This is a genomic window from Mesorhizobium sp. M0590 (genome assembly GCF_040320905.1).
Taxonomy (GTDB): Bacteria; Pseudomonadota; Alphaproteobacteria; order Rhizobiales; family Rhizobiaceae; genus Mesorhizobium.
Window position 1 is genome coordinate 20,120 of the sequence record NZ_JAMYQN010000014.1, and the last position, 22,876, is coordinate 42,995.

The 22,876-nt window shown below is 60.5% G+C and carries 22 protein-coding genes and 1 tRNA gene; 7 read left to right on the forward strand and 16 right to left on the reverse strand.

Translation table 11 applies throughout. The features are described from left to right. The first annotated feature begins 52 nt into the window (after positions 1-52). Together NKI52_RS22030 and NKI52_RS22035 are read left to right on the forward strand one after the other, a co-directional pair. Complete coding sequence (locus NKI52_RS22030) at positions 53-802, forward strand: autoinducer binding domain-containing protein (protein ID WP_352699535.1); 750 nt, start codon at positions 53-55, stop codon at positions 800-802. A gap of 73 nt (positions 803-875) precedes the next feature. Next, positions 876-1,508, forward strand: coding sequence for an acyl-homoserine-lactone synthase (locus tag NKI52_RS22035; protein WP_352699537.1), 633 nt, complete (start codon positions 876-878; stop codon positions 1,506-1,508). 197 nt (positions 1,509-1,705) lie between these two features. Here NKI52_RS22035 and NKI52_RS22040 read toward each other — a convergent pair whose 3' ends face one another. Further along, positions 1,706-2,179, reverse strand: coding sequence for an Lrp/AsnC family transcriptional regulator (locus NKI52_RS22040; RefSeq protein ID WP_352595435.1), 474 nt, complete (start codon positions 2,177-2,179; stop codon positions 1,706-1,708). A gap of 129 nt (positions 2,180-2,308) precedes the next feature. Between NKI52_RS22040 and NKI52_RS22045 the strand changes: the two genes are divergently transcribed. Next, positions 2,309-4,699: a thiamine pyrophosphate-binding protein gene (locus NKI52_RS22045; RefSeq protein ID WP_352699539.1), complete on the forward strand. Its 2,391-nt coding sequence runs from the start codon at positions 2,309-2,311 to the stop codon at positions 4,697-4,699. A gap of 104 nt (positions 4,700-4,803) precedes the next feature. On the opposite strand, the gene NKI52_RS22050 is transcribed toward NKI52_RS22045, so the two are convergent. From NKI52_RS22050 to NKI52_RS22080, 7 genes are read right to left on the reverse strand one after another with little or no spacing between them, the layout of a single operon-like run. Then, positions 4,804-5,556 (reverse strand): ATP-binding cassette domain-containing protein, encoded by a 753-nt coding sequence (locus NKI52_RS22050; RefSeq protein ID WP_352699541.1) that lies wholly within the window; start codon positions 5,554-5,556, stop codon positions 4,804-4,806. A 9-nt stretch (positions 5,557-5,565) separates the two neighbouring features. Next, positions 5,566-6,765, reverse strand: a complete 1,200-nt coding sequence (locus NKI52_RS22055) for an alanine racemase (protein WP_352699543.1) — start codon at positions 6,763-6,765, stop codon at positions 5,566-5,568. 12 nt (positions 6,766-6,777) lie between these two features. Next, positions 6,778-7,752 carry an ABC transporter permease gene (locus NKI52_RS22060; protein ID WP_352621950.1) on the reverse strand — a complete coding sequence of 325 codons (975 nt, stop codon included), beginning with the start codon at positions 7,750-7,752 and terminating at the stop codon, positions 6,778-6,780. A 35-nt stretch (positions 7,753-7,787) separates the two neighbouring features. Next, positions 7,788-8,849 carry a substrate-binding domain-containing protein gene (locus tag NKI52_RS22065; RefSeq protein ID WP_352699545.1) on the reverse strand — a complete coding sequence of 354 codons (1,062 nt, stop codon included), beginning with the start codon at positions 8,847-8,849 and terminating at the stop codon, positions 7,788-7,790. A 60-nt stretch (positions 8,850-8,909) separates the two neighbouring features. After that, a complete protein-coding gene (locus NKI52_RS22070) occupies positions 8,910-9,971 on the reverse strand; it encodes a substrate-binding domain-containing protein (protein ID WP_352621947.1) in 1,062 nt (353 codons plus the stop codon). Positions 9,972-10,004: 33 nt separating this feature from the next. Beyond that, on the reverse strand, positions 10,005-11,264 hold the full coding sequence (locus NKI52_RS22075; RefSeq protein ID WP_352699547.1) for a M20 family metallopeptidase: 1,260 nt from the start codon (positions 11,262-11,264) through the stop codon (positions 10,005-10,007). Continuing rightward, positions 11,261-12,475 (reverse strand): ROK family transcriptional regulator, encoded by a 1,215-nt coding sequence (locus tag NKI52_RS22080; protein WP_352699549.1) that lies wholly within the window; start codon positions 12,473-12,475, stop codon positions 11,261-11,263. Before NKI52_RS22080 ends, NKI52_RS22075 begins: the two co-directional genes overlap by 4 nt. A 218-nt stretch (positions 12,476-12,693) precedes the next feature. On the opposite strand from NKI52_RS22080, the gene NKI52_RS22085 reads away from it, so the two are divergent. Continuing rightward, positions 12,694-12,775 (forward strand) — tRNA-Leu (locus tag NKI52_RS22085). Between the two features lie 193 nt (positions 12,776-12,968). Here NKI52_RS22085 and NKI52_RS22090 read toward each other — a convergent pair. The 8 genes from NKI52_RS22090 to NKI52_RS22125 form a co-directional block, all read right to left on the reverse strand. Then, positions 12,969-13,661, reverse strand: coding sequence for an amino acid ABC transporter permease (locus NKI52_RS22090; RefSeq protein ID WP_352699551.1), 693 nt, complete (start codon positions 13,659-13,661; stop codon positions 12,969-12,971). 20 nt (positions 13,662-13,681) lie between these two features. Continuing rightward, on the reverse strand, positions 13,682-14,398 hold the full coding sequence (locus NKI52_RS22095) for an amino acid ABC transporter permease (RefSeq protein ID WP_023679367.1): 717 nt from the start codon (positions 14,396-14,398) through the stop codon (positions 13,682-13,684). Between the two features lie 68 nt (positions 14,399-14,466). Next, positions 14,467-15,294, reverse strand: coding sequence for a transporter substrate-binding domain-containing protein (locus NKI52_RS22100; protein ID WP_352644377.1), 828 nt, complete (start codon positions 15,292-15,294; stop codon positions 14,467-14,469). A 24-nt stretch (positions 15,295-15,318) separates the two neighbouring features. Further along, positions 15,319-16,059, reverse strand: coding sequence for an amino acid ABC transporter ATP-binding protein (locus NKI52_RS22105; RefSeq protein WP_023679366.1), 741 nt, complete (start codon positions 16,057-16,059; stop codon positions 15,319-15,321). Between the two features lie 168 nt (positions 16,060-16,227). After that, positions 16,228-16,794: a peroxidase-related enzyme gene (locus NKI52_RS22110; RefSeq protein WP_023679365.1), complete on the reverse strand. Its 567-nt coding sequence runs from the start codon at positions 16,792-16,794 to the stop codon at positions 16,228-16,230. Beyond that, positions 16,791-17,273 carry a CMD domain-containing protein gene (locus NKI52_RS22115; RefSeq protein ID WP_352622741.1) on the reverse strand — a complete coding sequence of 161 codons (483 nt, stop codon included), beginning with the start codon at positions 17,271-17,273 and terminating at the stop codon, positions 16,791-16,793. The genes NKI52_RS22110 and NKI52_RS22115 overlap by 4 nt, the downstream gene beginning before the upstream one ends. Further along, positions 17,270-18,733 carry an NAD(P)-binding domain-containing protein gene (locus tag NKI52_RS22120; RefSeq protein WP_352699554.1) on the reverse strand — a complete coding sequence of 488 codons (1,464 nt, stop codon included), beginning with the start codon at positions 18,731-18,733 and terminating at the stop codon, positions 17,270-17,272. The genes NKI52_RS22115 and NKI52_RS22120 overlap by 4 nt, the downstream gene beginning before the upstream one ends. Beyond that, on the reverse strand, positions 18,730-19,701 hold the full coding sequence (locus NKI52_RS22125) for a LysR family transcriptional regulator (RefSeq protein ID WP_023679362.1): 972 nt from the start codon (positions 19,699-19,701) through the stop codon (positions 18,730-18,732). The genes NKI52_RS22120 and NKI52_RS22125 overlap by 4 nt, the downstream gene beginning before the upstream one ends. Positions 19,702-20,020: 319 nt before the next feature. Here NKI52_RS22125 and NKI52_RS22130 point away from each other — a divergent pair, with 319 nt between their 5' ends. The 3 genes from NKI52_RS22130 to NKI52_RS22140 all read left to right on the forward strand — a co-directional run bounded on the left by NKI52_RS22130 (position 20,021) and on the right by NKI52_RS22140 (position 22,860). Further along, the gene (locus NKI52_RS22130; RefSeq protein ID WP_352644367.1) at positions 20,021-21,091 is read left to right on the forward strand and encodes an NAD/NADP octopine/nopaline dehydrogenase family protein; all 1,071 of its coding nucleotides are present in this window, start codon (positions 20,021-20,023) and stop codon (positions 21,089-21,091) included. 142 nt (positions 21,092-21,233) lie between these two features. Next, a complete protein-coding gene (locus NKI52_RS22135) occupies positions 21,234-21,515 on the forward strand; it encodes a metal-sensing transcriptional repressor (RefSeq protein WP_352622689.1) in 282 nt (93 codons plus the stop codon). Between the two features lie 10 nt (positions 21,516-21,525). Then, a complete protein-coding gene (locus NKI52_RS22140; RefSeq protein WP_352699556.1) occupies positions 21,526-22,860 on the forward strand; it encodes a cation diffusion facilitator family transporter in 1,335 nt (444 codons plus the stop codon). Positions 22,861-22,876 lie beyond the last annotated feature (16 nt).

Below are 22,876 nucleotides of genomic sequence, written 5' to 3' on the forward strand. Positions count from 1 at the left end.
GGGGCCAACTCATTTATTCTTTCTTTGTCTCAGTACATTGAAGGGGCGTGAAATGCCGGCAGTTCATGGGAGCGTCTTACAGCACCAGTTAACGCAAATCTTTGAAGCAACCGCGCTGATTGATCGTGCAAGCAGCGCCGCCGAAATCATTCGGCAACTGCGCAAGAGCATCGAACGTCATGGCTATGCAGCCTGTCTCGTCACCGAATTGCCACGCCAGGACACCGGATCGCTGGATGGACACATCCTCGTCAACGGTTGGCCGGGGGAATGGTACGACCACTACATGGCTGCCGGGCACTATCGTCATGACCCTTGCGTTGCTTTGTGCCGTGGTGCGATCGGGCCGTTCCTTTGGAGGGACGTCCATCACGGCTTGACGAACGGCAATGCCAGGAGGGTGATGGATGAGGCAAAAGAATTTGGGCTTTGGGACGGGATCTGCATCCCGATCCAGGCTGCGTTTGGCAATCCGGCCTGCGTAACGGTTGCCGGACGCGAAATTGATTTGGCGCCGACGGTGCGCTGCACCGTTCATGCGCTTGCGCGCCATGCCTATTCGGCTGCCGAACGACTCGTTGGCAGCTCGCTCGGGCGGCCGAGACAAAAGCTTTCCCAGCGAGAACGTGAAATCCTGCAGTGGGTCGCGGGAGGAAAAACCGCATGGGAGGTTTCCCGAATACTTGGCATCTCGGAAAACACTGTGACTACCCACCTGCGCAACATCAAGCAGAAGCTCAGCACCGCCAACGTCGTGCACGCAATCGTCGAGGCTTTTCGCAGGCACGAAATCGAACTTTGATCCATCCTCAGATCTGGGTATTTCACGGGCAATCGTCGCGTGATCGGATGGGGTTCCATCTCGAGGAACCGCAATGATTCAGGTCCATGTCGTCGACACGTCAAACAGCTTTGCCTATCGAGGGGATCTCGACAGTTACTTCCGCCTGCGACATGAAATCTATGTCGATGAACGTGGCTGGCATGAGCTGAGGCGCCCCGACAGTCGCGAGATCGACCCGTTTGATACATCCGAGGCGATTCATCTGCTCGGCATCCAGCCGGGAAGAGGTGTCGTTGCCGGATCCCGCCTGGTGCCGAGCCTCAGACCGCATCTGATGAGCGAAATCTTTCCGCAACTTGCCGAAGGTGGCGTTCCGCGCCGAGCCGATATCTATGAGTGGACGAGATTTTTCGTGGCCCGGGATTTTCGCGAGCCTGGTCGACCCTGCCAGGCCGCCGGCGTGATCTACTGCGGAATTCTGGAATTCTGCATTCAAAGAGGCATAGGCAATCTGACGATCGTCTGTGAGGACTACTGGTTCGACCGCTTGGCATCGATCGGCTGGTGCCCAAAGCAGCTTGGGTCTTCATTCAAGTGCGATGACATGACCATCATCGGCGTGATGGTCGACGTCGGCCCGTCTGCCTTGGCCGCGACGCGACAATTCTACCGCATAACCGACCCCGTGCTTTGGGCCGACACGCCAATCAAGCAGCTGGCCTGACCGTAGGCCGTCGCTGGGCGTTACGCCTGGAACGACATGTTGCCTGGCGGACAAGTTGGTGGATGCCGGCGATCGTGCATCTACCTGTCAGCCGAAACGCTAATCGCAAAAACGGCCGCTCCAGTCACCACCGGGCGAAATCGGGCTGTTCGAAACCGGAGAATCTAAGCGATTGACTTGCCAACGTTTGGAAAAAATCATGTCTCGACCGGCAGCCGGTTCGACCGCTTGATCTGCGCAAGCGCGAAGCTGGACTCGATCGAGGAGACGCCATCGAGCCGCGTCAGCTTTTCCTTCAGGAAGCGCTCATAGGCGTGCAGGTCGCGCACCACCACACGCAGCAGATAGTCGCGCTGGCCAGTCATCAGATAGCAATCGACCACCTCCGGCCAGCGCGCGATCGCCGCGTTGAACCGCTTCAGCTCGTTCTCGCGCTGGCGCTCAAGCTTGATCGAGGCAAACACCGAGATCGGCAGATCGACCATGTCCTGGTCGATCAGGGCGGCATAGCCGGTGATCACGCCCATATCCTCCATCAGCCGGACCCGGCGGGCGCAGGGGGAGGCCGAAAGGCCGACCCGCTCGGCAAGCTGCTGGGCCGTCATCCTGCCATCGACCTGCAGCGCAGCAATGATCTTTCGGTCGATACCGTCTAGTCGAGTTTTTGGCATGGAACGTTACTCCATTGGTCGATATTGCCGAAACCAGCTAACGCAGCTGCCAATCTCATGCAAGTTTAGCGACAATCGGTTCTTGCTCAGCCCTATGATTGCGACGATCGCAACCGGGAGTCTTGCAGCATGGACAAACAAAAACTGGAGGCACTTTCGGCGCTGGAGAAAAAGGTGCTCTGGCTGTCGACATGGATGATCCATAACGCCAATCACCTGCGCGAAAACACGGACGGCTTGAAGGTTGGCGGACACCAGGCGTCCTCGGCCTCGCTTGTGACGATCATGACCGCGCTTTATTTTTCGGTGCTGAGGCCGGACGACCGCATCGCGGTGAAGCCGCATGCTTCGCCAGTGTTTCACGCTATCCAGTATCTTCTGGGCAATCAGACGAGGGAGAAGCTCGAAGGGTTTCGCGCCTTCGGTGGCGCGCAAAGCTATCCGTCGCGGACCAAGGATGTCGACGACGTCGATTTCTCCACCGGCTCAGTTGGGCTCGGTGTCGCGCAGACGCTGTTTGCCTCCCTTGTGCAGGATTATCTCAGCACCCGCGACGAAAGCATGCCCGAAGGCCGCATGGTGGCGCTGATCGGCGACGCCGAGATGGACGAAGGCAACATCTTCGAGGCGCTGCTCGAAGGGTGGAAACACGGCCTGCGCAACTGCTGGTGGATCGTCGACTACAACCGACAGAGCCTCGATGCCGTGGTTCGCGAAGGCCTTTGGGAACGCTTCGAAAACATTTTCCGGAATTTCGGCTGGGACGTCGTGATCCTGAAATACGGCTCGCTGCTCGAAGCCTCCTTCACCGAACCGGGGGGCGAGGCGCTGAAGGTTTGGATCGACGCCTGCCCGAACCAGCTCTATTCGGCGCTGACCTATCAGGGCGGCTCCGCTTGGCGCAAGCGCCTGATCGCCGACATCGGAGACAAGCCGGGCCTGGCATCGCTTCTCGACCGGCGCTCCGATGCCGAACTCGCCGCGCTGATGACCAATCTCGGCGGCCACGACCTACCAGGCCTGATCGAGGCCTTCGGGACGGCACGCGGCAACGATCGACCGACATGCTTCATTGCATATACGATCAAGGGCTTCGGCCTGCCGCTCGCCGGCCACAAAGACAACCACGCCGGCCTGATGACCAGGGATCAGATGGCGGTCCTCCGCGCCTCGATGTCGGTCGGCGACGGGCGGGAGTGGAACGCCTTCGAGGGATTGCCTGTTGGGGATTTGGAGCTGCAACGGTTCCTCGATGCCGTTCCGTTCGCGGCAAAGGGCCAGCGGCGCCGGCGCGCCCAGCGCATCGTGGTCCCTGGTCGTCTCGTCGCGGAAGCCAAAGGCAGCGTCTCCACGCAGGTCGGCTTCGGCAGAATTCTGGACGAGATTGCGCGGGCTGGCGGGCCGCTCGCCGACGCGATCGTCACGGCATCGCCCGATGTCACGGTTTCGACCAATCTCGGCCCCTGGGTCAACCGGCGCGGCCTGTTCGCGCGTCAGTCACTCGCCGACACTTTCCGCAGCGAACGCATCGCCTCGGCGCAGAAATGGGAATTCGGCACCTCCGGCCAGCACATCGAACTCGGCATCGCCGAGAACAATCTGTTCATCCTGCTGTCGGCCCTTGGGCTGTCGCATTCGATTTTCGGCAAACGGCTACTGCCGATCGGCACGCTCTACGATCCGTTCATCCAGCGCGGTCTCGATGCGCTCAATTACGCCTGCTATCAGGACGCGCGCTTCCTGCTGGTCGCCACGCCGTCCGGGGTCACATTGGCGCCGGAAGGCGGGGCGCATCAGTCGATCGCCACACCGTTGATCGGCATAGCGCAAGACGGGCTTGCCGCCTACGAGCCGGCTTTCGTCGACGAGTTGGGCGTCATCATGCGCTTTGCGCTGGATTATATGCAGCGCGACGGCGACGCCGTGCAGTCGGAGCGCACGTGGCTGCGCGACGAGACGGGCGGTTCGGTCTATCTGCGGCTCTCGACGCGCCCGGTCGAGCAGATCACGCGTAGCGTGACGCCCGTACTCGAGCAGGACATCGTCGACGGGGGCTACTGGCTGCGGCCTCCGGGTCCCAATGCCGAAGTGATTGTTGCCTATACCGGCGCGGTTGCGCCGGAGGCCATCGAGGCTATCGGCATGATGGCGGAGGACCGTCGCGACGTCGGTCTCCTGGCGGTGACCTCGGCCGATCGGCTGAACGCAGGCTGGACTGCCGCGAGCCGGGCACGCGAACGCGGCCTTGTTCACGCCAGGAGCCATGTCGAAAGGTTGTTTGCCGACCTCCCGGCGCATTGCGCCATCGTCACCGTCACCGACGGCCATCCGGCCGCGCTCGGCTGGTTGGGCTCGGTCTACGGCCATCGCACGCGCAGTCTCGGCGTCGAGCATTTTGGCCAGTCGGGCACGATCGGCGACCTTTACCGCCACTTCGGCATTGACGCCAATTCCATAGCCACAGCGGCCGACCGGATTGCCGGTGGCCGCCCCATCCGCTATCTGCGCGCTCTAGATTGATGCTGGCGACATTCTCTGGCCGAGGCCTGATCGTGGATCTGAAGTCATCCCACTCGCTGCTCGGGTAACGCAATATCTGAACGGCGCGCCTCTGTCGGACCGGGCTAGTGCTGAAGCCCGGTGATCATGGCGACGATCTCGTTCTTGTCGGTCTCGCTGGTCCTGCGCACGCCGATCTGTTTGCCACGTCTCAGAACACAGATCCGATCTGAGAGCCTGAACACCTGGTCGAGGCTGTGGCTGATGATCAGCACGCCAATGTTGCGCTGCTTCAGCGACAGAACAATCGTCTCGACCTTGGCGGTCTCGGCAACGCCGAGCGCGGCGGTTGGCTCGTCGAGCAGGATCAGCTTGCTTGCCCAGTGCGTGGCGCGCGCGATCGCCACGCCCTGGCGCTGCCCGCCCGAAAGATCGCGGATGGTGGCGTGAGCCGATGGGATGCGAACGTCGAGATCCTTCACCAGCTTTTCGGTGTCGTCGATCATCCGGCGTCGGTCGAGCAGGCCGAAGCGGTTCACCGGCTCGCGGCCAAGAAACATGTTCATGTAGACGGTCTGCTGATCGGCGAGCGCCAGGTCCTGATAGACCACCTCAATGCCGTGGGCGCGCGCCATGGTGGCGCTCGACATTGCCACCGCCTGCCCCTCGATGATGATCGTCCCGGATGTCGGAGCATGCACCCCCGTCACGATTTTGACCAGCGTCGACTTGCCGGCACCGTTATCGCCGACCAACGCCACTATCTCGCCGGGATAGAGCTCGAGCGAGAAATTTTCGATGGCGGTGAGGCCGCCGAAATTCTTGCGGATGTCGCGCAGCTGCAAAACAGGGCCCGTGCCGGTCGTGGTCGCGTTCATCACTTGCTCCTAGACAGGCCAGGCAGCGGTTTCGCCAAAACCGTTTTCGATCGTTTCGACTTGGGGCGCCCCCTTTGAGACACCGGAGATGCCGACCACGTAGGCGCGGGTCACGAACGCCTGGCCGCGAAAGCCGAACACCGCCGTGTCGCCGGGGCGTGGAGCATTGGCGCCGCTAGCGTCAATCATTGCGTAATAGTCGATTGCCGCAGGCGGCGGCACCTCGACGCTTCTGAGCGCGGCGGCGGCCGTGGTGGGTTCTGCGGACACGATTGCCTTCACCTCGTAGTCCGGAAAGATCGGATCGATATAGAAGCCGCCACCCAGGCAGTAGGCTTTGCCGCCAGACAAATGCGAGACCTCGGTCAAATACAGAACGGCAGGGAGCTCCGGCAGATCCTCCATGACGTGCAGCGCGGTGGTGCCGGCCAAGCCATTGCCCGGTTCACATTGCGTGGCGCCGGCTTCGGCCAGCGCGCCAATCAGGACACTCGACGTTGTGCCGGGCGCGTTCACCTCTATGTTGCTGCGGCCGGACTTGGCGAGCGCTTCGGCAGCTCTGCCCAGTGTCGCCAGATTGTGTGTCGGCAGGACCGTTCGCGTGGTCTGGTCGAACAACAGCGCCGGGAAGGTGGTGATACCAGCGAACCGTGCGCCGTCGAGACCATCCAGTTTTTCGGCGACCGCGGCGATATCGGCCGCCTCAAAACCACCTTCGTGGCCGCGGTAGAAAACGTCACCATCGGCGCGGATGCGGGCAAGCAGGTTTTGCGTGTACCCGGCGAGCCTTGCGCCGGCAGCGGCTTCTTCAGCCTTGGTGTCGTTGAAGACGGTCCAATAGTCCGGCCTGAACGTTTTGGCCGCCGCATTGGCCTCGTGCCTTGCGATCTGCTGCAGGTGGCCAAGATGACCGAGCCTCAGGCCGGCTCTGTGCGTTGCCCGCGCGCAGGCCATGTCGACGGCAACGGCCTGATCGATGCCGCCACGCTTGAGCGCATGGCAGAACGAACTGGCGCGGCCGACCTGCTTGGTCATGGCGAAAATCTTCAGGCCGAACCGGTCGGCCTCGCGCTTCAGGACCCGGACGTTGCTTTCGACGGCATCGAGGTCGAGCACATAGGAATTAGCCGGCAGCTTTCCTTCCTGGTGCAGGCGCGTGGCGCTTTCTATAAAGCTCGGATTGCGGCGCCGCAGAACATCGAGGAACATGACAAAACTCCTTCAACGGGACTTTTCGCGCAGCGATACGGCGACCGCCGCAAGAATGATCAAGCCGCGCACGATCATCTGGTCGGAGACGGACAGGCCCATCAGGATGAGGCCGTTGTTCAGCATGCCCATCATCAGCGAGCCGACCAGCGCACCGACAATCGATCCCTTGCCGCCGTTAAGCAGGGTTCCGCCGACAATGACGGCCGCTATCACCGTCATAAGGTCGGTTTCGCCGAGCGTATATTTCGCAGCCTGCAGCCGGCCGGCATAGAGCAGCCCGGCAAGGCCGGCGAGCCCGCCGCTTATGGTCAGAACGGCCAGCCTTATCTGCGCCACGCTAATGCCGGAAACACTGGCGGCACGGCTGTTGTCGCCGGTGGCCAGCACATGGGCGCCGAAGCGCGTCTCGCGAAAGATGAGATGCGCGATCGCAACGGCAATGACCGTCCACCAGATCAACGACGGGACACCCAGCAAAGAACCCGAGCCGAAGAAACCGGTGAAGGCGTCGTTGGTGACCGGGATCGACCGCAAATCGGTCATCGAGCGAGATACCCCGGCAAACAACCCGAGCGTCGCCAGCGTTACCAGGAATGAAGGCAACTTGACGTAAGCCACGAGGGCGCCGTTGAGCAGGCCGATCAGCAGGCCGGCGCCGAGGCCGGCCAGCACCCCGGCCAACAAGCCGTAGGCGTTTATCGCCACCGCGGCGGCAAGGGCTGCCACGGCAACGATCGAACCTATCGAAAGATCAATCTCGCCCGCCGACATGACAAAGACGAGGCCGATCGCCATGATCGTCACGGGTGCTGTCTGCAGCACGATGTTCGACAGGTTGCGGACCGTCAGAAAACCGCTGTCCTTCAGTACGATCGCGAAGAACAGGAAGATCGCCAGAAATCCGAGATAGACGACATATTGCTGCAGGTTGAAGCGGCTGACCAAGCTCGCTGCCCGGCCGGGGCTGGTGTTGATACTCGACATTCTCACTTCCTCCGGCGGGGCGCCATTGTCTGCCGCTACTTCATGGCGGCCGCGACGGTCGCGGGCACGTCCTTGTTGAGGGACCGCTTCCACCCGTCCTTGACAGTGTCCTTGGTGACGGCGAGGGAATCGACCACGATGAACGGCGCGGCCTTCTTGCCGATCAACGAGGCGGCCGTGGCGCGTGCCAGCGTCACGCCGATGTCGTAGGCTTCGTCTGCGATGAGTGCCGCAACGTTGCCGCCTTTCACCATGTCCAATGCCGCCGGTTCGTTCAGGTCGAGCGTGACGATTTTGGTGTGGCTGTTGCCGGCCGCCCGCAATGTGGACAGCACGCTAAGCGCCGGCTCAGCCCAGGTAACGTAGATACCGTCGAGGTCTGGGTGCTGTGTGATCATCGCCTGCGCGATTTCCTCGCTGCGCGCGGGGTCGGCCATTCCGGCCTCGGCCACGATCTTCATGTCCGGATAGTCCTGCTCGATCGTGTGCTTGAATGCTCCATCGCGCTGGTTGGTGACGTAGAAATCGGCATCGTGAAAGATGTAGCCGACCTTGCCCTGCTTGCCGAGCGCGTCGGCCATTGCGATCCCGGCCTTGTTGCCCATCTGGAAAAGGTCGTCCGAAACGATGGTCACATAGTCCTTGTCCTGAACGTAGCCTGCCGGCGAATTGTCGACGAATCCCAATTTCACGCCGGCCTGGCGCGCAGGATCATAGACGGTGGCCGCACTTGCGGGATCGACCGGTAGGGACAGTATGATCGAGGGCTTTTTGGCGAGTACTGTCTCGACGTCGGATTTCTGCCGGGCTGCATCAAAGCCAGCGTCGGTCTGAGCGACCACCCTGATGCCGAGCCGCTTCAACTCGTCCTGGGCGCCGCTGTTCACCGCGTTGGTGTATTCGCTCATCTCATGCCAGACCAGCGCGGCGGTGTATTTGCCGTCCTTGATCTGCTGCTCCTCAGCTGGTGTGAGCACGACGCTCTTTGCCGGCGTCGGCTTTTCCCCGTTCGGTCCCGTGGTGGTGCCCTCGGCTGCGAAGGCGTTGGCGGCGACGAGCGCTACCAGTGCCGACAACATTCCAATTGCTGTGCGCATGTCAGTTCCCCTTGCTTTTATGGTGTCGGCGGCCCTGATTGGCCGCCGGGCATTCGCCTGTCACTTGGCTGCGTCGAGCACCGATTGCGGCGCGTCGCGGTTCAACGAGTCCTTCCAGCCCTGCGCAACGTTCTGCTTGGTCACGGTAAGCGCCGGGGCAACGACGAAGGCCGGCGTCTCCTGGCCGAGCAGCGCCTTGACGCCGACAGCGGCCATGGCGCGACCGAGCTCATACGCCTTGTCGGCCACCAGTGCGGTCACGTTGCCGCCCTTGACCATGTCGAGCGCGACCGGTTCGGCGAGGTCGAGCGTAACGATCTTGGTCTTGGTGTTTCCGCTTGCCCGCAAGGCCGACAGCACGCCGTCGGCCGGTTCGGCCCAGGTGACGTAGATGCCGTCAAGGTCGGGATGCTGCACGAGCATGGCGCTGGCCAGCTCTTCTGCCCGCGCCGGATCGGAGATCCCCTGCTCGGCGACGATCTTGATACCGGGATAATCCTTCTCGATCGTTGTCTTGAAAGCCTGGTCGCGCTGGTTCGTCACATAGTAACTGGCGTCGTGGAAGATGTAGCCGACCTTGCCCTTGCCATCGAGCGCCTTGGCCAGTGCATCGGCCGCCTGCTTGCCCATCTGGAACAGGTCGTCAGTGACGATGGCGGCATAGTCGGTTCCGTGCTTGTAGCCTTTCGGCAGATTGGAAAGGAATACCAGCTTGGTGCCGTCGGTGAGCGCCTGACGGAACGCCTCGGCCGAAGTGACCGGATCGAGGGGCAGGGACAGGATGACGTTTGGCTTCGCCGCGAGCGCGGTTTCGATGTCGCTGCGCTGGCGCGCGGCGTCAAAGCCCGCGTCGGTGGTGGCGACGATTTGAATGCCGGCACGGGCAAATTCATCCTTGGCACCGGACGTGACCGCATTGGTGAAGTCTGAGGAGGTGTGCCACAGCAGCGCGGCCTTGTAGCCCTTCTCCTTTACTGCGGCCAGGTCTGCGTCCGACAATCTAACCTCGGCGCTGGGTGTCGCCGTCTCGCCGCTTGGTCCCACTGTCTGTGCGCCGGCTCCGCCGGCCAACAGCATAAGGCTGCCTGCAAGTGCTGTAGCAACAAGTCTGTCTATCAGCATGGTAGTTCTCCCATTTTCGCTCTCAGTTGTCCTTCATTCCGTAACGCCGCAATACTCCACCATGAACCGGGCGAAGCCTACGACGCCCGCCAGATATTCCTCGACATCGACGTGTTCGTCGAAGGTGTGGCAGTTGCGAATGTCGCCTGGCGCGCAGTACACGGCGGGGATGCCGAGCCGGTTGGTGAAAAATGATGACTCTGACCAGAATGGCGCGCCTTCGATGGCGCCGCGACCAGCCATCGATCGGGCCATGGCGGCAGCAAGAGCGCCGACCTCCGGCCTGTCAGGTGCAATCTCGGCGGCGTTACCCCCGAGCGGATGATCGCGGCCTGCCGGATAGGCGAACGCCAACATAATTTCGGGATCGGTGATGGCGCCGCGCACCACTGCCTCGATTTCGGCGGCGGCCTCGTCCAGCGACTCGCCGGGCAACAGCTTGCGGATCAGCGACAACGTGCAGCGTTCGGGCACCGCGATGTAGCCGCCGCCCGCAAGCCCGGTGATCAGCAGGAAGCCACGCCCAATCAGCGGGTGCTCGGCTCTTGTTGCAACATCTTCCGAATGCTTCCATAGCGCGCTCATCACGGCGTGGCTTGCACGCAAGGCATCCTTGCCGAGTTCGGGTACGCCGAAATAGGCTGATCGTCCGGTGATGGTGATGTCGGTAATGAAGAAGCCAATTTGGGCCGGATAAACCGAAAGGCGGGTAGGCTCCACATAGACGACGAAATCGGGCGCCAAGACTTCGCCTCTCTCGATGCGGCCGACGAAGTCCTTGATGCCGGCGGAGACGCCGGTTCCAGGCTGGCCGCTCTCCTCGTCGCCGACGAAGGCAAAGGCAACATCGCCGGCCAGTTGGATGTCGGCGGTGTCGAGCAGAGAGAGTGCCGACAGCGCGGAGCAGATGCCGGCCTTGAGGTCACCAGCGCCGCGGCCCCAGATCTGCCCGTCGATCATTGGCGCGGCAAACGGATCCTGCTTGGTGGTGCCAGCCCAGTGCTCGCGCCAGCCCTCGACATGGACCGTATCGGTGTGGCCGATGAAGAGCAGCCGCTTGCCGGCGCCAGCACCTTTGCGCTCACCCCAGACGTTGGGCCGGCCGGGCGCGAATTCCGCACGCCGAATTTCGCTCAAGCCAAGCACGCGCATCCGGTCTTCAAGGAAGGCGACAAAGTTTTCTTCGTGACCGGTTATGCTTTCGCGGCCGATTGCCCCCTGCAGAAGCTCCACCGCTGCGTCGCGATCGAGGGCGGCGCGCAAGCGGGCGGTGATGTCCTTTAAGGCGGTCATAGCGTGGCCTCGCGCAGCACGGCCGAACTGGCTGGGGGGAGCGAAATGCGTCCGTCGGGCGCGTCGACGCCGAACAGTGTGTTGTGCAACTGGCTGAGCCCGATGGCGGCAGCGCCGATGAGCGCTGCCCGCGACCCCAGTTCGCTGGCCTCAACGGCGATAGGATAGGGGAAGCAGCGCGGCAGCAGGTCCCTAACGCGCAACAGGATTTCCGGCCGCAGCCCGATCGAGCCGCCCAGGACGACCTTTTGCGGATTGGCAATTGCCGCTATGGCCACAATGCCTTGCGCCAGGTAGCGCGCGGTTTCTTCGAGCACCGTCGCGGCATGCCTGTCTCCGGCCAATGCACTGTGGAAAATCGTCGGCACGTTGACGATGTTGCCCGTCAGCGCTGCGTAGCGTTCAACCATGGCGTTGGTTGCGACCACGCGCTCGAAAGCGCCGGCGCGCAACGATGTCGGCGCGAAAGGATCGGCGCCAATCGGCAAAAAGCCCATCTCGCCGGCTGCATTGCTGGCGCCCCGCACCAGATTGCCTCCAACCATGAGGCCGCTGCCGATACCGGTACCCAGCGCTATGAAGGCGAGATTGTCGATACCGCGGCCGCACCCCTGCCAGTTCTCGCCGAGCACCGCCAGATTGACATCGTTCTCGATCACTACATGAAACCCGAATGCCTGCTCGAAAGCGCGAACGACATTCATCGTGCCAAAGCCGGCAATATTCGGGGCAAGCAGGACGCGGCCCGTCTTCTTGTCAGGTGCGCCGGGAACACCAATCACCGCCAGCCTTATCTTTGTGCGCGAGATTCGGTGCCTCTCGGCCGCCTGAAGCGCCAGATCCACGATCTGGTCGACGATGAACTGTCCGCCCCGAGGATCGGTCGGCGCCGTTTCCTCCGCGAATATCTGGCAGGCAAGATCGGTGAGGGCGACCCGGACTTTGGCGCCGCCGAGGTCGACGGCCGCGATGTAGGCCGCGTCAAATACGAGTTCGTAAGTGACAGCCGTGCGTCCGACATGTCCGCTCGTGCGCCCTGTCTCCTGCACCCAGCCTTCCTGCTCGAGTGTCCTGACGATCTCGGAGATTGTCTGCTTGGACAAGCCGGTCTGCTTTGCGATCGAAGCGCGCGAGATCGGCCCGCCTTGCACGATCGCCTCCATGACGGAGCGCTGCGAGAACTGACGAGAAATGCGCGGGACGTCGTTCAACAGCGGCTCCGATTAATTCGTTCTATGACCGAACTTAATAATCATTTTGGACGGCCGTCAACTGGCCGCTCAAAATCAGGATGCGTCTAGCTTCAGCACGCAGGGCAATAGGATTAGAGTTCAATAGGTTAGGAGTTGACGGCCGCCTAATTCTCAAACTGCCACTTTCTACCTAGGTGCAGTATGAGAGCGTTAAGAGGTCAATGAGATAGCACCTTGCGGGTGTGGTGAAACTGCTAGACGCGCTGGATTCAAAATCCAGTTCCGAAAGGAGTGTCGGTTCGATTCCGACCACCCGTCCGAGCATGCACATCGTAGCGTCGTCGGGCGGGATGGTGATGGCGGAGGACCGCTATCCACGGAATCGCGTCAAATCACCAGTACCTACATCGGCTATTTGAGGTTCGCCTCAAGCTTTTCATCCCCAAAAGAATTGCCTCCCAGGTGCGGCTCGATATCCGAAGCTTGGCTATCCTGTGCCACATGCTTGCCCTCACGTCCGCACCCTAAGGGCTTGCTCCAGTCTGTCGGCGATCTGTGTGACGATATAGGCAATCACCATGTAGATCACGACGGCAATCACGAACGCTTCGAGGTAGTAGTAATTCAGCGCGGCGGTCAACTGGGACTGGGCGAAGATGTCGACAACCTCGATGGCGAACCCGAGGGAAAGCGCCTTCATGATCACCATCATCGAGGTTGTCAGGTCTGGAATTGCGGTGAGGGCCACCTGGGGAAATAGGATCCGTCGGAACAGTTGGCCGCTTGTATAGCCCAGCGAATGGGCGGCGTCCGACTGACCGGTATCGAAGGCGTTGAGGGCTCCTTTGATGATCTCCGCTTGGAACGCCGCAACACAACCGGTGACTGCAATGACAAGGATTACCCAGTTGGGCGTTTCGTGGGCGTTGAAGTTGATCCCGAGCAACGAGAGCAGGAACTGGAGTGCCGGGGGCAGACCGAAATAGGCGAGGAAAATCACGATCACCATCGGAACGCCCTTGAAGACGACCTTGTAGGCCATGATGAGCTCTCGCAGCACGGGAATCCGCCTATGTTCGACGAGCGCAAAAAGGCTGCCGACGATCGTCGACAGGGCGAAAATCGTGAACGCCATGGCAAGCGTTACGGGTACGGCGCCCAGAATTTCCCGCGAGTCTTGGAGCAAAATGTCGGTATCAAACATGGTCGAATACCCTCGTTACGTCACACGCTCGCGACGGCCGCGTTCTTGATCTGAGCTGTTGTCGTTGTCTCTGGCGCTTGCATCGGGGAGCGGAGCTCGAAGAAGCGCACGACGAGCCACGCGACAAGGCACATCAGCGAATAGATAACCGCCAGCACGAGGTACGTTTCGAACTGGTACTGGTTATAGTCGCGCTCCATGATCAAGTGCGCGGTCGCCATCACGTCCGCAGCCCCGATGTACATGACCAGCGCAACGTTATGGATCAGGTAGATGATGGAGTTTCCATAGCCCGGCAATGCGAAGTGCACCGCTTGCGGGCCAACGACGCGGGTGATTTTCTGGCGGAAGGTATATCCCAGACTGTCGGCCGCATCATGCTGGCCGCGATCGACGGCCAGGTATGCAGGTCGCATGACTTCCGACAGATACCCTCCATGATAGAGGCTCAGCCCCACCATCGCAGCGATCGTTGCAGAAATAAAATCCTTGGCGCCGAACAGGATCACCAACAAGGGCAGCCCATAGAACGCGACGAACAACTGCAGGACGACGGGAACACTCCGGGCATAGGACACGTAGAGGTCAGTCAGATGACTGATTACCGGTATCCTCCGAACCCGGAGTGTTGTCGCGACGAGAGCCAAGCAAAAGCCGACGACCATGGCCGTAAAGGTAATGGCGAGCGTCAGCGGCAACGCCGAGAGCAGCTCGGGAATCATAGCAGAAACATCCACTTTGAAACGCTCCTTCTTTCAATTCAGCCTTACCGCTGGCTATCGCTATAGTGTGGCGAAAGGTCCTGTTACTTCATGTATTTGACGATGTCCTCGCCGAACCATTTCTGCGAGAGTTTTTCGATCGTGCCATCGTCTTTTAATTCCTTGAGAACCTTGTTCACGTCGTCGGCTAAAACCTTGTTTTCGTCCGATCTGTGAATCAGCATGTAGGTGTTGTTGCTGAAGACCGGATCGGATGCCACAATATCGAGCTTCTTTTCCTCGATGACGGTCTGCTCACCGAGATTAGACGGCAAGACAAGCGCGTCGAATTTGCCGTTCTGAACTTCGTCCAGGCGGTTCGGATAGGGAATACCGGCGCTAGATGCCGTTACTTCAAGCTTGTATTGTGGATTTTCTTTTTGCCAATTCATGATGAACTTGTATGTTCCACCGCCGGCCGTGGTCGGAACGATCCTCTTGCCGACCAAGTCCTTCATTTCCTTTATGCCGCTGCCTTTTTTGCTGTAGATCTTCATCAGGCTGGCGCCCATGGGGTTTTCCGGAATGAAGAACTGCTTGGCGCGCTCAGGCGACTTGTAGTAGCCACCGACCGCGATGTCGTACTTGCCCGTGGCGAGGCCGGTTTCCTGCGCGATATCCGAAACACCTTCCATCTCAAACTTGTACTGCGGGAGCTTTGCGTTGATCGCTCTCAGAAGATCGGGCTCATAGCCTTGCGGCTCGACGCCGATCGCGCCCCATGCCAGCGGCTTGGATTCGGCAGACGTCGCGATCTTGATCGTGCGAACGGTCTGACCATAGCTGATCCCTGCGGTTGCAAGGGCAATTGCGATGCTGCCAGCGACAGCCAAGGCATAGCGACGGGAAAAATTGGATTTGATAGCAGACATTTCTTGGTTCCCTTCTTGTTTGGACTATTGAAATGCGAGTTCTGACTGCAGGAATTGAGCAAGTCTTGGGCTGGAAGGTGCATCGAAGATCTCAGCCGGACTGCCATCGGCGGCAACGACGCCCCGATCCATGAAGACGATGCGGTTTGAGATGCTTTTTGCAAATTGCATCTCGTGGGTCACAAGCAGCGAAGTGATGCCAGAGGACGTGACGTCTCTAATCACCTTCAGAACTTCGCCAACAAGTTCAGGATCCAGCGATGACGTGGGCTCATCGAAGAGGATCACATCCGGACGAACTGCCAACGCACGTGCAATACCGGTACGCTGGAGCTGACCGCCCGAGAGCTGGGATGGGTAGCTGTCTCGCTTCGAGGAGAGGCCAACCCGCTCAAGCTCCCGTTGGGCGATTTCCTGCGCTTCTTCCCTGGATTTGCGCTGCACCACAACGAGCGGATCCATAACGTTCTGAATCACCGTCATGTTCTTGAAGACGTTGAACTGCTGGAAGACCATGGCTGTTCGCAACCGTATCGCCTGGACCGCGGTCTTGTCGGCATGCTGGTAATCCATCTGGATCTGATCGAACCCGATGGTCCCGGATGACGGCTTGGCCAGGTAGTTGATGCACTTCAGCAGCGTGGTCTTACCGGTGCCGCTAGGCCCGATAATCGACACCACATCTCCGCGTTTCACCGAAAGATTAACGCCGTTCAGGACCTGCGTGCTTCCGTAGGACAGTTTTATATCTTTGAGTTCGAGCATTTCTGATTGGTGTCCTTCATTTCCTAGAGGAGGGACAAACAGCCAGAACAGCTGGATGATTGCGGAGCAGCCAAGAACTCATCTGCATTGGTTCCCTCTTATCCTTATGAGCCACCAGTTCAGCTGGCTCTGATTGGAGACGCCTGGGCGTGGTGATGATACGCAATGTCATTTCCCGGTCTCCGCATGGCCGAGAACGTGCATCAGCCGGTTTGCCCAGCCGAAGATCGAGATGGCGTGGATAAGGTCGATGATCTCGGCATCATTCATGCCGACGGATCGCAGCGTGGCGATATCGTCTGCGGTCGCTTCCGAAGGCGCCGCCGACAGCCGGCGGGCAAAGCTGTAGATTGCCGCATCGCGCGGCCCAAGCTTTTCGGGTTCGTCGAGGTACAGCGCGGTGACCACATCGTCGCTCTTGGTCAACTCCGCATGTCGGCGGGCGTGAACAACGGCACAGAATTTGCAACCATTGACCATCGAGGCGCCCAAGGCGCCAAGCTCGCGATCGGGACGGGCGAGCCCACCCTCGACGTACATGATCGCGTTGAACAAGATGGTGCGGGCAAGATAGCTTTCCGGATCATGCACAAGGGTCCGTACATATTCCGAAACTTTCTTGGCGGAGGGTGTAACCTTCATCGCATTGAGCTGTTCCGGCGTGGCCTCGGATAGCTCGACCGGCGCGATGTATGGCTGCCAGTTCAGCGGCTTCAGGCGCACCGAGGAAATCATGCCGACCTCATCAGTCTTAAGCCCGTCGCCACCCGCGTCTGGAAGTTGATGAAGGCAATCAGTTCGGAGAGCGCGACGATCTGCGGATTGTTCAACCCGGCTTTGGCGAGCAGGGCGATGTGGCTCGCCTCCGCCCTTTTCGGTGTCAGCGTGATCAGGTCGACATGCCTGGCGATGGTCGCCAACGGTTCCTCCAGATCCTTTTCCCCGCGGGCCAAGGCCAGAAGCTGCTCCGTCGAACCAAGCTGAGCCAGTTGCACATCATATTCGGCCATCAGGACTGGATCAGCATTCAGAGCGGCCATGCGATGGGCCAGAGCAACCCTCAAATTCGGCGCTAGCCCCTGATCGTTTGCCGGCTGTAGGACTGAGAGGCGACATTCCTCCGCCCCTTGAACGAATTCGGGCCGAAACCGACGCGCGGTGAAAAGAGCATCGTCCGGGGAAATCCCCGCGGCCTTATCCATGGCGTCGATCACAGTGCGGCCTCCTTATGCAACGTTGAATCGACCCATTCGTCCCCCAGAAGTTCCGGGATGTCGTAAGCGATCAGATTGGCGAAGTGGGTTTCGACATCTTCGGCAAACAGCGATGCGGCAATGCCGCGGACCAGACGGTCGGCCCCGGCGCTGACGGCTGGGATGTCGCCGGAGACCTTGCCGTGGGTCAGCATGGCGGCGTCGTTGAAGCAGTGGATATGCGCCAGCATCGGGCAGGAGCCGGGGACGCGTTCGCGAAACTCGAAGGCGGGACCGAGATCCGGCGCGTCCGACATGCCTGCACGAGCCGGCCCCATATCCGGCCTATATCGGCCATCCGACCAGGTGCGGATATGTGGGGCGATCGCCGCAAATTCCGGGCGGCCGCTGAAGTCATTTGAAAAGCCGGTTGCCGCGATCAGGAAGTCGTAGCGAATCGGCCCCTGCGTGGTTTCCACCAGCAGGGTCCCTGCCTCCTCCTTCACCGCAACTATGCCGCAGTCAAGAAGGAACCGAGCATTGGGGTGGCGAGACACGCGGAGTGTCGATGAACGCGGCGGCGGTGTCTGGGTCGAGGCGGTATAATCGAAGAATTTCCACTTCCAGGCATCGGGCAAGTGATGCATGCCGAGTACAACACCCGGGCTGCCAATGCCGGTCAGCTTGTTAATGCGCGGCATTTCCTTGCGCCGGATCAACATGTCAACAGAGCCGACTCCCGCCTCGAGTGCCGTTGCGGCATTGTCCATGGACGAGGCACCAGCGCCGATGACAGCGACACGCTTGCCTTTCAGCGTGTCGAAGTCGATGTCGTCGGCAGAATGGGCCCAATAGGCGCGATCGATGCCGCTGAGGAAATCGGGCACGGCAAAACCGCCCAAACCGGACCGACCGGTGGCCAGAACGAGACGACGGGTGAGAACCCGGCCCGTTTCCGCGCCTTCTATATCGATCGCAATCAGATCTCCAACAGGTGCCAGTCCGGTCATCCGCACGCTGTTGCGGACCGGCAGGCCGAGAACCTTGCGATACCAGACCAGGTAATCCATCCACTGGCCCTTGGGGATTTTGTCCAGCGACCACCAGGCCTCAATGCCCCATTGAGCCGTGAACCAGGCGCGGAACGTCAATTGCGGCAGGCCGAGCGACGGACCGTGCAGGGTTTTCGGCGACCGGAGCGTTTGCATGCGGGCAAAGGTCACCCATGGTCCTTCGAACCCGGCCGGAGCCGCATCATAGGCCACGACATTGGTTATCCCGGTCAGCACCAGCTTTGCCGTGCCAGCAAGTCCGCACATGCCGGCGCCGATCACCACGACATCACGGACCGGCACGCCATCGTGCGAACGCGCGGGAACCCATGGCTTGGCGGGCAGTTCGAGAAAGTCGAGATCTTGCGCGAGCTGTGCTTCGAGCGCAGCAAGACCTGTCGGCGTTGGCGCGGCGGGGGTATGCTTCATATTCCCGTTCCGTGATTTGTGCCGGATGCAGGATCGTTCACCAATTGGCCAGCGAGGGTCGGATCTAGTTTCTTGAAGCCGACGATCGACCGTTCAGCCACCGCCTCGACCGCATCCATCAACGCCTGCGCGACTGGACGGAGGGGGCGTTTCTCGGCAGCCACAACGCCCCAATAGAAAAGAACGGTCACGTCGATCGGGCGAATGACGACCCCGGGCAAGGCCACGCCATAGGCGGTGAGAGGATCGATGACAGCCGCAACGCCAGTCCGCCGAACGATCTGCAACGCGCCATATGCTGTATTCGTCCGGATCACTGGCCCGGTGTCGATGCCCCTGGCCGCCAATGCCTTGGAGACATGCAACTGGAAACGTAGGGGGTTGAGCAATGTGGCGACGCGGCGACCGGCAAAAGCGGAAAGCGGTATGACGTCAAGTTCAGCCAGCGGATCGTCCTCCCGCACGGCAGCAACATCAGGCGCCGAATAGAGCCTCAGGACATCCAGACCGGGCGTATCGAGCGGCAAGCTCGAAAACCCGATCTCGGCACGTCCGCTGCGCACTTCCTGCGCGACGATCGAGGGGAGAAACTGCCCGAGATGCGTCTCGTCTGGAAGCTCGACACCGTTGAGCTCGGCCATAGCCGTCGGGATCAAGCCAGTTCCGATCGCAGAGGTCGCAACGATTTGCAGAATCCGACCTTTGCCGGCGGCAATCATCTTGGCCCGCGCCGCTAGCTCGGTGAAGGACATCAGCAAGCGCCGCGCCTCCTCCTCGAAGGCCACACCCTCCTCGGACAACTGCACCCGCCGACCGACACGGTGCAGCAATTCGAAGCCGAGCTCCGCCTCGAGATCCTGAATGGTGCGTGTCACCGAAGGCTGGGAACACCCGAGCATCTCGGCAGCCTTGGTGATGCTGCCACTGGCAGCAACAGCAAGAAAGGCCTGTAGATCTCGTGTTTCCATTTACGCCTACATGCGCGTTGTGTATGGATAAGATCGTCTCATGCGGATTTGATATATGTCAAGGCGGAAATAATATGGCCGGAGACGCCTCGGTGATTCGCCGTACGGTCGGAATGATTCGCAAGCCCACAGAGCGTCGCCGGCCGTCTCGGCCGTGTGGCTCGAACGCGTTCCAGCTGAACCCCATGGATGACGATTTCATGGGTAGCCAGGCTCAAGGAAGCGATAGGTTTCGATCGAGTTGTGCCTGCCTGCTGGGCGTGCATGCAATGGCGGTCGCCGCGCTGCGATACATAAAGACTGGAACAGGAGAAATCCTATGAGGGTGAGTATTCTGGGGGCCGGCGCAATTGCTTACGGCCTTGCTGCCTACTTGGCGGAGGCGGGGCACGATCCAATGCTTTGGTCGCCGTCGGGAGAGCGCACCAAGGCACTGGCCACCGGCGAATCGCTAACGGCTACGGGCGCTATCGAGGCAACGGTGTCGGTGCGTATCGCCAAGGATTGTAAAGATGCCATTGCCAATGCGGACGTGGTGATGATCGCGCTGCCGGCTTACGGCCACAAGATGGTGATGGATGCTGCCACTCCTTATCTGAGCGAGGGTGTACCGGTCATCATCAGCTCGCATAGTTCTTTCGGGGCGCTGTATCTCTCCAAGCAACTGGCAAAGCGCAAGGTCAGCCTGCCGATCGTCGTCTGGGGCACAACGCTCGTGACCGGCCGCCAGCTCGGACCGACTGAAATCGATGTTGTCACCGTTCGCCAGAAGCTTGATGTTGCGACGCTGCCTTTCGATGCGCTGGACCAAGGATTCGAGCTTTGTACGGCCCTGTTCGGCGATCGTTTCGTCAAGCGCGACGGCCTGCTTGCGATCGCGCTCAGCAACCTCAATCCGCAGAACCATCTGGGGATTGCCCTTCTCAATCTCACACGCATGGAGAAGGCCGAGCAGTGGAGCCAGGGTGGAAACGTCACGCCGGCCGTCGGACGCTTTGTCGAGGCTCTGGACGCCGAACGATTGGCGATCGCCGCCCATTTTGGAATTGCCGTGCGCACAGTTGAAGAGCATTTTTCATTGTCGTTTCACGTCCCCATTGGCACCGTTTCGGAAATGAACCAGGAGATGGATCGCCAAGGCCGCGGCGGCTTCGGCCCGTCAACTATCGAAAGCCGCTATGTTCTCGAGGACGTTCCTTTCGGGCTGCTACCGACGGTACTTTTGGGGAAGATCAGTGGAAATCCAGCGATCCTCCATGAGTCTGGAATCAACATATTCTCGGCAGCCTATGGTCGCGATCTCAAGAGAGACAACAATATCCTTCCAGCACTCGGCATCGAAGGACTGGCAAAAGCGGATATTGAAAACCTTTGCCGTAAGGGATTTTGACGAGACAAAGAGCTGCGCCGCTGATCCGATTCGGCATGAGCGGCGACTATTCTCCAAATCCTAACGAATGGTTGTTGCTTAAACCAGAATCGAGGCCGCTCTGAGGCTTGTCGTATCCCCTCCAGGAGGATAGTATCAAGATATGAGCCAGCAATCTCACGTCCACGAAACCCACCCCGATATCGTCAAGCGCCTGAAACGGGCCGACGGACATCTCAAGGGCGTCATCGAAATGATCGAAGCGGGTCGGCCCTGCCTCGACCTTGCCCAGCAGCTTCATGCTGTCGAGAAGGCCATTTCGCAAGCCAAGAAGACCCTGATCCAGGATCATCTCAACCATTGCCTTGAAGACGTCGTCGGGCCGCTGGCGCGCGAGCAGCGCCGCTCGATCGACGAGTTCAAGGACATCACCAAGTACCTGTGAGAAGCGCCAGATGGACAAAGTTCGCGATTGGTTCGGGTTTGGCCCGATGACGCATGGCATGGGCGGCCACGGACATGATCACGGTGATGGCGGCCATGGCCACACACACGGCGTCATCGATCCGACGATCGCCACGACAACGCGCGGCATCTGGGCGATCAAATGGTCATTCGTCGTTCTGGCCATTACGGCAGGGCTTCAGCTCGTGGTAGTGTTCCTCTCCGGCAGCGTGGCGCTGCTGGCCGACACGATCCACAATGGCGGCGACGCGGTTACTGCTATTCCGCTGTGGATCGCGTTCGTGCTGGCCCGCCGCAAACCGAGCAAGACGTTCACCTATGGCCTGGGCCGGGTCGAGGATCTGGCCGGGATCGTCATCGTTCTCATCATCCTCTTCAGTGCCATCGTCGCTGGCTATGAGGCGATCGACAGGCTGATCAATCCGCGTCCCATCGCATTTCTTGGCTGGGTCGCCATCGCCGGCCTCATAGGCTTCATCGGCAATGAAGCGGTCGCCGTATTTCGTATCCGCGTCGGGCGAGAGATCAACAGCGCTGCGCTGATCGCGGACGGCTACCATGCTCGCACCGACGGCTTTACCAGCTTCGCGGTCGTGCTGGGCGCTATTGGCGTATGGCTGGGCTTTCCGCTTGCCGATCCGATCATAGGACTGCTGATCACCGTGGCGATCTTCGCCATCGTCTGGCAGTCGTCGAAAGCCGTGTTGACGCGCATGCTCGATGGTGTCGAGCCCGCCATCATCGACGAAATCCATCATGCCGCCGAGCATGTGTCGGGCATCGGGCGCGTTGAAAGCGTGCAGGCACGCTGGATCGGACATCGCCTGCATGCCGACGTCGCCATCAGTGTTCCGGAGATGGCGACGGCCAAGGACGTGCTGGGCGTAACCGATGCCCTCAAGCAGGAGTTGTTCGCCCATTTGCCGGCGTTGGTGGAAGCCAATGTCCGCCTGTTGAGCCCGGCCGCGCCGGCCGTCACTGGCGCGGAAACCTCTCATGCTCACCATCATGCGCCGGAGCCCTTTAAGGTCGCCTGCGGTCTGGCTGCGGGGACGTTGGAAATCGTCGACACACCGGCCGGCGAGCGGATACGGCTGACCATCGATCGCCACGCCAATGATCTGGCAGCGACGGTGATCATCGACCGGCCCGGCGGGCCGGAGACGCTTCGCCTCGAACCTGTCGGCGACAACCATCACCGCCTTGAGAGCACCGTCGCCCCTGCCGAACCGCATGAGTTCCAGGCAAGTCTGGTGCTGACCGCGAAAGATCGCGAACAGGTGCTGCCGTTCAAGATGGTCGAACCCGAAGGTCACCATCATTAGGTCGACTGGCGGATAT